Source organism: Hymenobacter sp. 5317J-9 (assembly GCF_022921075.1).
Lineage (GTDB): Bacteria > Bacteroidota > Bacteroidia > Cytophagales > Hymenobacteraceae > Hymenobacter.
The window spans coordinates 2,887,966-2,901,190 of the sequence record NZ_CP095050.1; the positions used below are offsets into that span (position 1 = coordinate 2,887,966).

Below are 13,225 nucleotides of genomic sequence, written 5' to 3' on the forward strand. Positions count from 1 at the left end.
TGGGATATCAATATGGAGGAAAGCGCGGGCGCAAGGGGCTTAGTGCGCGGCCAGGGTGGCCGGTTGTCCGGCCTGTATTTCGGCGAGAGCTTGCAGAAGTCGGGCGTTTTCGCTGGCGGTGCCCACGGTGAGGCGTAGGCAGTTGAAGCAACCGGGCTGGGTGGTGCGGTTGCGCACCACAATGCCGCGGGCACGCAGCTGGTCATAAATAGCCGTGGCATCGGAGGTGAAGCGAACCAGCAGGAAATTGGCATCCGACGGGAAAACGTGTTCCACCAGCGCCAGGCTTGGCAACTGCTCGGCCAGATAAGCGCGCTCTTTCAGCAACTCAGCCTGCATGGCCTCCAGCCGGGGCGCAGCGGCCAGCGCGGCCAGTGCATGCTGCTGGGTGGCAGCGGAGATGTTGTAGGGCGGCTTTATTTTGTTTAGGTAGGCAATTAAAGCCGGCGCGGCGTAGGCCACTCCCAACCGCAAACCGGCAAGGCCCCAGGCTTTGGAGAACGTCTGGAGCACAACCAGGCGCGGAAATTCGGCCAGGCGCGTGGTCCAGCTCGGTGCCGACGAAAAATCGGCATAGGCTTCATCGACGATTACCAACCCGGGAAATGCCCGCAAAATGCGCTCCAAGGCATCCTGATGCAGCAGATTGCCGGTGGGGTTATTCGGCGAACACAGAAACACCATTTTCGCCTTCGAGCGGGCCAGCATTTCGACGGACGATTCCGGCAGCTGAAAGTCGGGCGTCAGCGGCAGGCGCTCCACGCGCACATCGTTGAGGTTGGCCGCGACTTCGTACATGCCGTAGGTGGGCGGACACACCACAATGGCGTCCTGCCCCGGCATGCAGGTGAGGCGCACCAGCAGGTCGATGGCTTCGTCGGAGCCGTTGCCCAGGAAAATATTGTCCGGCTGTACGCCTTTCAGGTGGGCCAGGTCGGCCTTGATGGCGCGCTGGTGCGGGTCGGGGTAGCGGTTAAATTTGTCCGGGCCCACCGAGCCCAGGCTGTTTTCGTTGGCATCCAGCATCACGGGCGCCATGCCTTCAAACTCATCGCGGGCCGAGGAATAGGGCTGCATCCGCTCGACGTTGGGCCGAATCAGGCCCGCGTAAGGGTTGGCGGAAGCGGGCACGGCACCGGTTTCATCAGCGGCTATCGAAGTCAGCCGCAGGGAAACGGCGCGGGCGTGGGCCGCCAGGCCTTCGGCTTCGGCCATGGTTTCCACCACCGGCCCCAGGGCCTTTAAGCCTTGGGCCGAAAGCCGCTGGAACGTGATTTTCTTAACAAAAGAATCGAGCGACACCCCACTGTATTGGCGGGCATAGCCGCTGGTGGGCAACGTGTGGTTGGTACCCGAAGCATAGTCTCCCACCGCTTCGGGCGTGAGATGGCCCAGAAACACCGAGCCGGCGTTGGTGACCTGGCTGGCCAGCGCGTCGGCGTTGTCGGTAGCCAGAATGAGGTGCTCGGGTGCGTAGCGGTTGGAAAAAGCCAGCATGGCCTGGTCGTCGGGCAGCAGCACGGCCCGGCTATTTTCCAGCGCCTGCGCCGCCACGTCGCGCCGGGGTAAGGTGGCCAGCTGTCGTTCTACTTCGGCCTGCACACGCACGATGATTTCGACGCTGCTGCTGAGCAGTACCACCTGCGAATCGGGCCCGTGCTCAGCTTGCGACAATAAGTCGGCCGCGACGAACACCGGATTGGCGTTCGCGTCGGCAATGACTAACACCTCGGAGGGACCGGCCGGCATGTCGATGGCCACGCCGTACTCGGCAGCGGCCAACTGTTTGGCGGCCGTCACATACCGGTTACCCGGACCGAAAATCTTATCGACTGCGGGCACCGAGGCAGTGCCTAGCGCCATGGCGGCCACGGCCTGGGCACCGCCAGCTTTCACTACCGTATTGATGCCAAGCAACTGCGCGACATACAGAATAACCGGGCTGATGGAGCCGTCGGGTTGGGGCGGGGTGCAGACCACCACTTCAGGGCAGCCGGCCAGCCGGGCCGGCACGCCCAGCATGAGCAAGGTGCTGAACAGCGGAGCTGAGCCGCCCGGCACATATAGCCCCACCCGCTGCACGGGCACCGCGCGACGCGAGCAGCTCACGCCGGGCATGGTTTCCAGGCGCAGTTCCGGCTCACGCTGAGCGGAGTGAAAGGCTTCAATGTTGGCCTTGGCCTGGCGAATGGCGGCCTGCAGCTCGGCCGGAACCTGCGCGGCAGCGGCCGCAAACTCAGCCGGCGAAACCAGCAGGTCCGTCAGCTCGGCTTTATCAAGCTCGGACGCCAGGGCCAGCAGCGCGGCGTCGCCGTCGGCTTGCACGCTCTGAAAAATGGCGCGCACGCGCTCGGCTACCTGCGGCGCTTCGGCAGCGGCCGGGCGCTGCAGCAGCGCGTCCCAGGTGCCGGAGTCGGGATAGGAATAGACTTGCATGGCGGCTAGGCTATCATTTTTTCGATGGGCAGCACCAGAATGCCTTCGGCGCCCACGGACTTCAGCTGGCTGGTGATGTGCCAGAACTCGTCTTCCTGCACCACCGACTGCACCGACACCCAACCGGGCTCGGCAAGCGGCGTGACCGTGGGCGACTTAATGCCGGGCAGCAGGCGCCGAACTTCCTCCAGCGCGCTGAGGGGCGCATTCAACAAAATATACTTGCTGCGCTTGGCGCGGCGCACGGCCTGCATGCGGAAACGCAGCTGCTCCAACAACTCCGTTTGCTCCGGGCTGAGGTTGGGCTGGGCGATGAGCACGGCCTCGGAGCGAAACACGGTTTCGACTTCGCGCAGGCCGTTGCCGAGCAAGGTAGAGCCGCTGCTCACAATGTCGCAGATGGCCTCGGCCAGACCGATGCTGGGCGCGATTTCCACCGAGCCGCTGATGGTGTGCAGGTTGGCCTGCACCCCCTGCCCGGCCAGGTAGCGGCCGAGGATGTTGGGGTACGAGGTGGCGATGTTCTTGCCCTGCAGGGCGGCCACAGAAGCGTATGCATCGGCGCGGGGCACGGCCAGGCTGAGGCGGCACTTGCTGAAGCCCAGCGTTTCAACTTCGAGGTCGGGAAAGCCGGCTTCGACCAACACGTTCTGGCCCACGATGCCGAGGTCGGCCACGCCGTCCTGCACGTAGCCGGGAATGTCGTCGTCGCGCAAAAACAGGATTTCGAGCGGGAAGTTGGTGGCTTCGGTCTTGAGTTTATACGAGCTGCTGATGAAGCTGATGCCGCATTCACGGATGAGCGCGAGGGAGTCCTCGCTCAGGCGGCCGGACTTTTGAATGGCTAAACGTAGCATGAAGGAAGGGGGCGGGCGGTGCCGGCAAGGGGCACGTCGTGGTTCTTACTCCGGCACAACCGGTTTGGATGCAGAACCTCCCGAAAAATGAAGAAAAAGCCCGGTGCTGGCTCGCCCCGGTGCGCGGTGGCGGAGGCACGGGCGGCCGGTGCTAGCCTAGCACCCGGCGCACAGCCCGGCCCCCCACAGATGGTGGTGATGGCCGTGTACCCCTACAGCTGCGCCAACCGCCACAGCGGTGAGCGAAGAGATGAAGAAAGGGGCGTTCGTGGCATTCATTGTGGGCGCAAAGGTAAGGCTATTTGCCAAACTGGCAAGCATTAGCAACTCTTAGCTCACAATTCCGCACTCTTCGGGCTCAAAAGCTGCCAAGTAGACAACGCATTACAGCCTACGCGGAGCGCCAATTAAAAGCGCGCCACGACGCGCAGGTTCACTAGGCGCTGCGAAAGGTAGCTGGGCACGGAGTAAGTTACGCCGTTCACGTCCTGCAGGTAGTTGTAGCCGGCCACGTTGTTGGCCGCAAACACGTTCAGAATTTCCAGGCCCAGCCACAGGCTTTCAAAATCGTAGAAATGGGCCTTGGGAGCGTTGTTATTTTTCAGGCCCACCACTTTGGAGAAACCCAAATCAACGCGGCGGTAAATGGTGGTCAGGGCATCGGTGCCGCGCAAATCGGGCTGGTTGGGCGGGCTGAACGGCAGGCCCGTGCCCAGCACGAGGTTCACGTAGCCGCGCACGGAGGGATTGTTGGGCAAATGGTCCTGGAAAAAAACGCCCAGGTTTAGGCGCTGGTCCTGGGGGCGGCGGATGTAGCCTTTGGGCTCCCGGCCAATTTTCTTGCCGTTGGCATCCACCACATTGGCCGAGTCGCCGGCCACGTTCTCCCGCGTGGTGAGCACGCCGAGGCTAAACCACGACTCGGCGCCGCGCACAAACTCCCCGCTCAGGCGGGCGTCGAAGCCGGCGGCGTAGGCGCGGGCGCTGTTTTTGGCAAAATAGCGCAGCCGCACGTTGTCGATGTCGTAGGGCACCACGTCGGTTAGATACTTGTAGTACGCCTCGCCCGTGAACTTAAACGGCCGCCCAAACTGCTGAAACGTGATTTCCTTGCCCACAATGAAGTGGTACGACTTCTGAGCCCGCAATTCGGGGTTGAGGTAAGCCTGCTGCACGCCCTGGGCAATGGTGGTCTGGTCGCGCAGCTCGCGGTAAAATGGCGGCTGGTAGTACACGCCCACGGCCGCCTTAAAGGAACGATTGGGATGCAGGCGGCTGATTTGCGAGTACTGCACCCGCGGGCTCACCACCAGTTGGCCGTTGGTGGTCCAGTAATGCACGCGGGCCCCATAAGTGAGCGTGCGCAGCGTGTCAAGGCTCCAGGTGTCCTGCACGAAGCCCTGCGAGCGGGTGCTGAGCAGGCTCAGGTCGGAGCGCAGACGGAGGCGGCGCGCGTCGGGCACGTAGTCGGCCGAGTCGGCAAAGCTGTACTCGTCCAGGGTGTCGCTGATTTTCTCGCGGCCGATTTTGGCGCCCCAGCGCACCGTGTGATTGGGGGCCGCGTTCCAGCGACCTCGGGTTTCAGTCGTAAAAATCTGGGCATCGAGGAAGTTGCGGGAATGCTTGAACTGCGAGCCGATGTCGCGCTGCCGCACGGCCTGGTTGAACTCCGGCGACTTGGGGTCGCGGTTGATGGCGGCAAAGGTGTAGGCGGCCTCCACGTCCCGCAGCTCGGACTCGCGCGAAAACAAAGCCGAGCCCAACAGCTCCATTTGCAGGCGCGAAGAGAAGTCGTGCTTCAGGTTGAGCCCACTCTGGTACGTGTCGAACTGCATGCGCTCCCGGCCGTCATAGGCGATGAACACCCGCGTCAACTGGTTCGGACCGGTAGAAAAAGTAGCCTCCCCGGTTTCGGGCGAAAAGCGGTAGTCGTTGTGCGCCACCACCCCGAGCAGGCCCAGCGAGGTGCGCTGCATGTCGTCTTTCTTGCCCAAGCCGATGGTAACCAGTGCCTGCGCATCGTAAAACGTGGGGTTGTAGCCGCCCTGCGACTGCTTGAGCGACCGCAGCACGTACTGCGCGTTTTTGTAGCGCACGCCCGCCAGATAGCTCACGCGGCCGTTGGCGGAGCGCGCCTCGGCGTGGGCCGCGCCGCCCACCAGGCTGGCGGTGAGCGAGGCGGCAAATTTTTCCGGCGTTTTGTAGTCCACGCTCAGCACCGAGGCCAGCTTGTCGCCGTACTTGGGCTGCCAGCCGCCGCTGCTGAACTCCACCTGTTTCACTAGGTCGGGGTTGATGAAGCTCAAGCCCTCCTGCTGGGCCGAGGTCACCAGAAACGGCCGGTAAATCTCGAAGCCGTTGACGTACACCAGGTTTTCGTCGTAATTGCCCCCACGCACGCTATAGGTGCTGCTCAGCTCGCTGTTGGAAACGACACCCGGCAGCGTTTTCAGAATGGCGTTAAAATCGCCAAACGGCGAAGGCAAGTCCTTGGCCTGCCGCGGGTCGATGTGCGTGATACTGACCTGTTCGCGGGTATCGGCCTGCTCCGAGCGCGCGGTCACTTTCACGGCGCTCAGGGCCTTGGTGTCGAGCCGCATGGTCAGCGTGAGGGGCTTGGCGGCGTCGGCCGGCAGGCGCAAGGGGATGCGCAAGGGCAGATAGCCCAGCCGGCGCACCACCAAAAAGGTATTCTGCCCGCCTTCGCGCACGCGCACCGTCAGCGTGAAATTGCCCTCGGGCGTGGTATTGGCGCCACCCGGCAAGCCCTCCACTCCCACCGCCGCCAGCTCCAGCGGCTGGCCGCTGGCGTCGCGCAGCGTGCCGGTCAGCGTTACGGAGGTGGCCGCCGGCGCGGGCGTAGCGGCCGGCGTTTGCCCCGAGGCCATTGGGCTTGCCACCACTATCAACATCACCCCGCAAGCCGAAGCCCGGGCCACCAAGGCGCGGCGAAATTTCCTCATGAATGAACGGCGGGAGTAGAAACGGAGGGCATGGACTGGGAAACGCACGGCAGCACCCGCTATTGTTTACGGCGGCCGCCCTCGGCCTCATCCGCCAGCACCAGGCCATTCAAATGCTCGCGCAGGTTGGCCAGGGCCGCCACCGGGCCGCCGTGCGCGCTGAATACAAAATTGCCGGCCACCAGCACATCGGCGCCGGCTTCCACCAGCGGGCCGGCGTTGGAGATATTCACACCGCCGTCCACTTCAATCAGGGCTTCCGAACCGCAATCCACCAGCAATTCCTTCAGCATGGCCACCTTTTTCAGGGTGTTCGGAATGAAGGCCTGCCCGCCAAAGCCGGGGTTCACCGACATCACCAGCACCACGTCGAGGTCGGCGGCGATGTCTTCCAGCAGCGCCACGGGCGTGTGCGGGTTCAGGGCCACACCGGCGCGGCAGCCCAGCTGCTTGATTTGCTGCACCACGCGGTGCAGGTGCGGGCAAGCCTCGTAGTGCACCGTGATGCCGGCCGCGCCGGCGTCGCGAAACGCAGCCAGGTAGTGCTGGGGCTCTTCTATCATCAAATGCACGTCGATGGGCTGCTTGGCGTAGCGGGCCACGGCCTGCAGCACCGGCAAACCAAAAGAGATGTTGGGCACAAAACGGCCGTCCATCACATCGAAGTGCAGCCAGTCGGCGGCGCTGGACGCCAGCCGCTCGGTTTCGGCTTGCAGGTTGGCCAAATCGGCAGCCAGAAAGGACGGAGCCAGCAACGGGGCTCGGCGGGAAGAGTTCATGGTGGCGAAGATACAGCCGCCCGGCGCTCCCCTGACAAGGCGGGGCGCCGGGCGGCCCCTACTTTTGCGGCCTGCAATCCGTTTGACCTCACCCGGCCCGGCTGCCTTTGGGCGCCGGGCCACCACCGCTGTTTCCCTTGGCTCACCTCGTTCCCCTCCTCATTCGCGGCATCAACAACCTGTCCGACGCGCGATATTGCGCCGGCATGGGCGCCGACAAGCTCACCTTCGTGCTCGACCCCTCACTGCCCGGCGCGCTCGACACCCGCGCCGTGAAAGAACTGGCCGGCTGGGTGGCTGGCGTGGAGCTGATAGGAGAATTTGACCAGCTGAGCGCGGCCGAAATCAATGCTGTGGCCGCCGACTGCGCCCTCGACGCCGTACTGCTCCGCCGCCCGCGCATCGAAGCCGAGCTGGCCGAAATTGCCCCGCCCGTGTACGTGGAGCTGCCCGCCGGCGCCACCGGGCAGGCCACTGATTTCTCCGCTGCGCCTATTGGTTGGGTGATTGAGCTGGAAGCAGCAGGCCAAACGCTAGATACTTCTACCCTACGCGAAATCGCGCAGCAACGGCCCTTGTGGCTGGGTCCGGGCCTCAACCCGACCCTTGCCCACGACCTGGCCACGCACCTCCCGCTGGCTGGCCTCAGCTTCCCGTCGGGCGATGAAGTGAAGCCCGGCCTGCGCGACTTCGACCAATTGGAAGCCGTGTTTGAGGCGCTGGAGCAGGACTAGCTCAGCCGGAACTGCACGTACTTGATGGGCACGCCCACGGCCCGGTACTTGCCCTCAAAATTGGTTTGGATGGCCTGGGCTTCGGTGAACTCTGCCCCCGTCTCGGCATACAGGTCGCGGGTGAAGCGCTCAACCTGCGCGCCCGGCCGGGCCGCCAGGGTTTCTAGCGTGTATTCAAACAGGCCCTCATTGTCGGTTTTTAGGTGCAGCAAGCCGTTGGGCGCCAACAGTTGCTGGTAGAGGTCGAGGAAGCGCGGCGAGGTGAGGCGGCGCTTGATGTCGCGGTCACGCGGCCGCGGGTCCGGAAACGTAATCCAGATTTCGGCCAGCTCGCCGGCGCCAAACTGGGCAGCCAGCGCTTCGGCCCGCATGCGCACAAAGCCCACGTTGGTCAGGCCCATTTCGGCGGCGCGGGTGCTGCCCCGCCAGATGCGTTCCCCTTTGATATCAAGGCCCAGAAAATTGCGCTCGGGGTAGCGTTGCGCCAGGCCCACGGTGTATTCGCCTTTGCCACAGCCTACTTCCAGCGTGAGTGGGTGCGGCGCCGCAAAGAAATCGGTGCGCCAGCGGCCGCCCAGCTGCTCGTATTCCGGCTTGCCCGGCTCAATGATGTCTGGACGGGTGGCGTTGTCGTTGAAACGCTGCAGTTTAACGCGAGGCAAATCGTAAGAATTAAGTAGTTAAAAATCAGTCGGCGTAAAGCTCATCCACTTCCCCCACCACAAACGTGCTTCCGCCGATGAACACCACGTCGTCGGGCCTGGCGGCCTGGCGGGCCACGGCCACGGCCGCCCGCACCGATTCATAAGCCTCGCCCTTCAGGCCCAGCGCCGCGGCTTGCTGCTGCAGCTCGGCCGCCGGGAGCGCCCGCGGAATGCTGGCGGCACAAAAGTAGTAGGTGGCCTCCGGCGGTAGCAGAGCCAGCATGCCGGCCACGTCCTTGTCGTTTACGGTGCCAATGACGAGGTGCAGCGCCCGGTGCGGCACACGCTGCAGCTGGGCCATTACCATGCGCAAACCAGCCGTATTGTGGCCCGTGTCGCACACCACCAGCGGGCGGTGGCCAATGATGCTCCAGCGGCCGCGCAGGCCGGTGAGCTGCGTTACCTGGCGCAGGCCGGTGCGCACGGCGGCTTCGGTGATGCGAAAGCCCAGGGCCCGCAGCTCGTCGAGCGTGGCCAACACGCCGGGCACGTTGTATTGCTGGTAGTCGCCGGGCAGGCCCAGCTCGGCATTGGGCAGGTAGGGGCGCCCGTGCTGCGTCACGTGGAGGGGGCGCAGGCCGGTTTCGGGAGAGGTTTCACCGGCAAAAGTGGCCTGGTAAATCTGGTCGGCCACCACCAGGTGCGCAAGGTGGGCTGCGGCCGTGCGCTTAAACACCGCCGCTACCTCGGGCTGCGTCTGGCTGATGACCACGGGCACGCCCTGCTTGATGATGCCCGCTTTTTCGGCCGCAATTTCCGGCAGGGTGTTGCCTAACAATGCCTGGTGGTCGAAACTGATGTTGGTAATCAGCGAAACCAGCGGCGTGATAATGTTCGTCGAATCCAAGCGTCCGCCCAGGCCGACTTCAATGATGGCGATGTCGACGCGCAGCTCGGCGAAGTAGGCAAAGGCCAGCGCCACGCACATCTCAAAAAACGACGGCTGCACCTGGTCAAACAACGGCCGCCATTTCGCCACCCACTGCACCAAGTAATCCGGGTCCAGTTCCTTTCCATTCACCCGAATGCGTTCCGTGAACTCGCGCAAGTGGGGCGAAGTGTACAAGCCGACCTTATAGCCGGCCGCCTGCAACACCGCGGCCAGCAGGTGCGAGCTACTCCCCTTGCCGTTGGTGCCGGCCACGTGCACGCTCCGGAATTTTCGCTCCGGGTTGCCCAATGCTTCCGCCATAGCCAGCGTGTTGCCCAGCCCCTTTTTGATGCCGGCAGCCCCTACCCGCTGGAACATGGGCAGCCGCTCGTAGAGGTAAGTCAGCGTTTCAGAATACGTCATGGTTGCGCCTGGAAGGCCCTAAAATTACGAGGCATTCACAGCTCGTCAACAAAAAGCCCCGTCACCGGGCTGGAAACGGGGCTTTCACGTCTGTGAAATCTGATTACAACCGCTTCTCTTACTTAAACCGGTAAGTGATGAAGCCGGTGGCACCGCCCGAGCCGGAATTGGTGCGGCGGAACGTAGCGTTCAGCAGCGCATCGCGCACCAGTCGCTCTTGCGTCGGCGAAACGTTGCCCGACACTTTGGTCACGCTTTCAACGTCGCCGTCCTCCGAAATCTTAATTTTAAAGCGAATCATGCCCGGGTTATCGTCCACCGATTCGGGGCGGGGCGTGCTGTCGAAGGCCCAGCCGCTCATTTCCAGGCCGCCGCTACCGGGGCTGCTGCCGCTGCCGCCGCGGCCCGGGGCTCCGTATAGCGCCTTGGCGTCGAGCGAGCCGTTGGGGTCGCCCTGGTCGCCCACGGTGCCGGGGCGGTCACCGTTGTTGTTACCGGTGGGCGTGTTGCTGCTGCCGTTCACGCCATTGCCGTCGCCGGTGGCGCTGCCTTTGGGCGAAAACGTGACGGCCACCTGCCGCTTGGGCTTGGGGGCCACTTTCACTTCTTCCTTGGGCGGTGCGGGCTTCTCCACGGGGGCTTCCGAAACCGGGCTTTCCTCAGCCTCGCTGGTGATGATTTTTTCCTGCGAAGGCGGCGTGGGGTCGGGTGTGGCCGCGACCGCGGGCCGGGGCTGCGGGTCGGGGCTGGCCTGGGGCGGGCGGCTGTCTTCGCGGTTGGGCGAGTTGTTGGCCGTGGCCATGGTTTGCACGTCGCCGGAACCGGCGGGGTCGAGGCCGTAGTTCAGTTCCACGCCATCGCCGCCGCCCAGGGGCTGCAGCGGCGGGTTGGGCCCCTGAAACACCATGAATATGAACAGCAGCAACAGCACCCCGTGCACCACCAGGGTGCCAATCAGCCCTTCGCGGCGGTGCGGTTCTTGATAATCAATAGCCATGGGATTGATACGCTAATCAGTCAAAAAACGGCCTATTTAGCGGCCGCCTGCTGGGCCTGGGTGGCCATTACCATTTTCAGCTTCAGGCGGTTGCCAATCTCCAGAATGTCAACCAGCTTCTGAACGTTCAACGAATTATCAACGCGGAGCACCACCGTCGGCTGCTCCTGGGTGGGTGCAGTGCCCACCAAGGCCACCAGCTCCGACTCAACGGCCGTGGGGTTCACCGGCTTTTTGTTCACGTAATACACGCCGGCCGCATCCACCGAAATGGTGATGGGCTGCTTCATCACCTGCTTACTCGATTTCGCATTAGGCAGCAGCAGCTTGATAACGTTGGGATTTACCAGCGTGGAGGCAATCAGAAAAAACAACATCAGGAAAAACATGATGTCGTTCATGGCCCCGGTTTCGACGTGCGAAGTGAGGCGGTGGCGGCGGGAAAGGTTCATCGCTGATGCATAAATAGGCTGATGTGCAAATGTGCTGAAGGCTGCAGGAATCGCAGCACATCAGCACATTAAACAACTAGCAAATCAATTAATTATCCTGGAGAATGTCCATGAATTCGATGGCCGAGTTCTCCATGCGGAACACCATGCGCTCCACCAGAATGCTCAGCCAATGGTAGCCCACGTGGGCAATGATGCCGACGATGAGGCCCGTGGCCGACGTCACCAGCTTCACATACAAGCCGTCGGCTACCTGCGGGATGCCAAACTCTTTGGTGGCGGCAATGGAGTAGAAAATCTTGATTACCCCGATGATGGTGCCCACGAAGCCAATCATGGGCGCAATGCCGGCGATGATGCCCAGGATGCTGATGTTCTTTTCGAGGCGCGCAATCTCAATCTTGCCCACGTTTTCCACGCTGGTTTCAATTTCCTTCAGCGGCAGGCCGATGCGGCGCAGGCCCTTTTCGACCATGCGAGCCAGCGGCGAGGCGGTCTGAGCGCACAGCAGCTTGGCGCCGGCCAGGTCGCCCTTCACCATGAGCGAGCGAATGCCATTCATGAACGTGTCGGGGTCGCCGGCGGCGCGGCGGATGGTGAAGTAGCGCTCGATGATGATGTAAACCGAGAGAATGGAAAGCGCCACCAACGGAACCATAATCCAGCCGCCGCGCAGCAGCAGGTCGATAACCGGGACGCTGGTGCTGGCAATGGGCGCAGCAGTATTAACAGTATCGGCAGCGGTGGGAACCACTTGCAGGAAGAATGCGGACATGAAGGGGATTAAAATTTCAACGTATTGTAATCGCAGTGCGTGCTCACGCGCAGGCGCTGGGCTTCGCGCTGGGCCGAAGCAAGGTCGGCGTAGTCGCCGGCCGTGAGCCGGAACAGGCGACTGCCAAAGGGCGGCAAAATGATGCGGGCATTGTGTCCGTTGCGGGCCAGGGTTTTGCGCCCCTTCTCGGCATTGGCCAAGCTACCGTAGGCACCGGCGATGACGTAATAACGGCCCGTCCGGTTTTTAATTGTCACGGATTTGACGTCCGCCGGCGCTTTGGCCTTGGGTGCCGCGGGCGCGGTGGTTGGCTTGGCCGTTTCCACTGCGGGCATCGCCACGGGTTTAGCGGGCGTGGCAGGCTCGGCAACCGGAACAACCACCGCCGTTTCGGGGGAAGAAGTCTTGATTGCTGTGGCGGGCAGCGTCGTTATGGGCGGCGCCTCAGCCGCGATAACTGCAGCAGTTTCGGGGGCATTCAGGGGCGTGAGCCCCTCCGTGGACGGCTCGGAGCTGGCGAAGGTGCGCTGGCCCAGCGTGGCCTGCTGGGTCTCGGCCAAGGACGCGCTACCCGTCGCGCGCTGCTGCGCCCATTCCAGCTTGGGCAATTGGTTCTGCCACTTGGCCGAAACCATGTTCCGGTTCACCAGGAACTGATAGTTGGCTAGGAAAAGCAGCCCCGCCGCCAAGGCAATGATGCTGGCCGGCAGCAGCCGCGCCGTGCGCGTGCGCCGCTTGGAGGCCCCGCGCAGGGCCGGTTGCGGGCGCTTGCTGCGGGCATCGTTGGCACGCACCGGGCGCGCCACCAGCTCGGGCAGCCCGTAGGCCGAGGCCAATAGGTTATCTGAGCCCGTGTATTCGAAAGCGAGGCCGCGGCCAGCGGCCCGGCGGAAAATGCCGATGCCCGGCAGCTCGGTGCGGTTGGTCTCGTCCAGTTCCTGCTTGAGGCCAGCTACGGCGGCGCGCACGGTTTCGCGCGCTTGCGCTATGCTCATACCGAGGTGCTGGCTCAGGGCATCGACGAGCAAGCCGTCGTTGCGGGTCAAGGCCTGGTTGAAGGCCACCAGCTTGGTGGGCGGGCCCAGGGCCTGGCGGCCGGGCTGGACCCGGGCCGGCGAAGCATCGGCCACCAATCCTCCAAAATCCGGAATAATCACGCAGTCGTGGTCGCGGAGCAAAGGACGGATGTGGTCGGCTAAATGCATTGTATTGAATGGAAGTTATGGGTTAACAG

At 63.3% G+C, this 13,225-nt stretch carries 11 protein-coding genes; 1 reads left to right on the forward strand and 10 read right to left on the reverse strand.

Annotation, left to right across the window (positions count from 1 at the left end; translation table 11 throughout):
• Positions 1–39 precede the first annotated feature (39 nt).
• From hisD to rpe, 4 genes are all read right to left on the reverse strand, one after another.
• Positions 40–2,436 (reverse strand): histidinol dehydrogenase, encoded by a 2,397-nt coding sequence (gene hisD / locus MUN81_RS22815; protein ID WP_348533135.1) that lies wholly within the window; start codon positions 2,434–2,436, stop codon positions 40–42.
• 5 nt (positions 2,437–2,441) lie between these two features.
• Complete coding sequence (gene hisG / locus MUN81_RS12235; RefSeq protein ID WP_245110752.1) at positions 2,442–3,293, reverse strand: ATP phosphoribosyltransferase; 852 nt, start codon at positions 3,291–3,293, stop codon at positions 2,442–2,444.
• Between the two features lie 407 nt (positions 3,294–3,700).
• The gene (locus MUN81_RS12240) at positions 3,701–6,256 is read right to left on the reverse strand and encodes a TonB-dependent receptor plug domain-containing protein (RefSeq protein ID WP_245110754.1); all 2,556 of its coding nucleotides are present in this window, start codon (positions 6,254–6,256) and stop codon (positions 3,701–3,703) included.
• A 59-nt stretch (positions 6,257–6,315) separates the two neighbouring features.
• Positions 6,316–7,035, reverse strand: coding sequence for a ribulose-phosphate 3-epimerase (gene rpe, locus MUN81_RS12245; protein WP_245110755.1), 720 nt, complete (start codon positions 7,033–7,035; stop codon positions 6,316–6,318).
• Positions 7,036–7,172: 137 nt separating this feature from the next.
• Between rpe and MUN81_RS12250 the strand changes: the two genes are divergently transcribed.
• Complete coding sequence (locus MUN81_RS12250) at positions 7,173–7,769, forward strand: hypothetical protein (RefSeq protein WP_245110757.1); 597 nt, start codon at positions 7,173–7,175, stop codon at positions 7,767–7,769.
• Here the strand turns inward: MUN81_RS12250 and trmB are convergent.
• From trmB to MUN81_RS12280, 6 genes are all read right to left on the reverse strand, one after another.
• The gene (gene trmB / locus MUN81_RS12255; protein WP_245110758.1) at positions 7,766–8,431 is read right to left on the reverse strand and encodes a tRNA (guanosine(46)-N7)-methyltransferase TrmB; all 666 of its coding nucleotides are present in this window, start codon (positions 8,429–8,431) and stop codon (positions 7,766–7,768) included. The two genes, MUN81_RS12250 and trmB, sit on opposite strands and share 4 nt — an antisense overlap.
• Before the next feature lie 25 nt (positions 8,432–8,456).
• The gene (locus tag MUN81_RS12260) at positions 8,457–9,767 is read right to left on the reverse strand and encodes a folylpolyglutamate synthase/dihydrofolate synthase family protein (protein ID WP_245110759.1); all 1,311 of its coding nucleotides are present in this window, start codon (positions 9,765–9,767) and stop codon (positions 8,457–8,459) included.
• 118 nt (positions 9,768–9,885) lie between these two features.
• The gene (locus MUN81_RS12265; protein WP_245110760.1) at positions 9,886–10,764 is read right to left on the reverse strand and encodes a hypothetical protein; all 879 of its coding nucleotides are present in this window, start codon (positions 10,762–10,764) and stop codon (positions 9,886–9,888) included.
• A 32-nt stretch (positions 10,765–10,796) separates the two neighbouring features.
• Positions 10,797–11,216: a biopolymer transporter ExbD gene (locus tag MUN81_RS12270; RefSeq protein WP_245110762.1), complete on the reverse strand. Its 420-nt coding sequence runs from the start codon at positions 11,214–11,216 to the stop codon at positions 10,797–10,799.
• An 88-nt stretch (positions 11,217–11,304) separates the two neighbouring features.
• Positions 11,305–11,991, reverse strand: a complete 687-nt coding sequence (locus tag MUN81_RS12275; RefSeq protein ID WP_245110764.1) for a MotA/TolQ/ExbB proton channel family protein — start codon at positions 11,989–11,991, stop codon at positions 11,305–11,307.
• An 8-nt stretch (positions 11,992–11,999) separates the two neighbouring features.
• On the reverse strand, positions 12,000–13,196 hold the full coding sequence (locus MUN81_RS12280) for an SPOR domain-containing protein (protein ID WP_245110766.1): 1,197 nt from the start codon (positions 13,194–13,196) through the stop codon (positions 12,000–12,002).
• Positions 13,197–13,225: the final 29 nt, after the last annotated feature.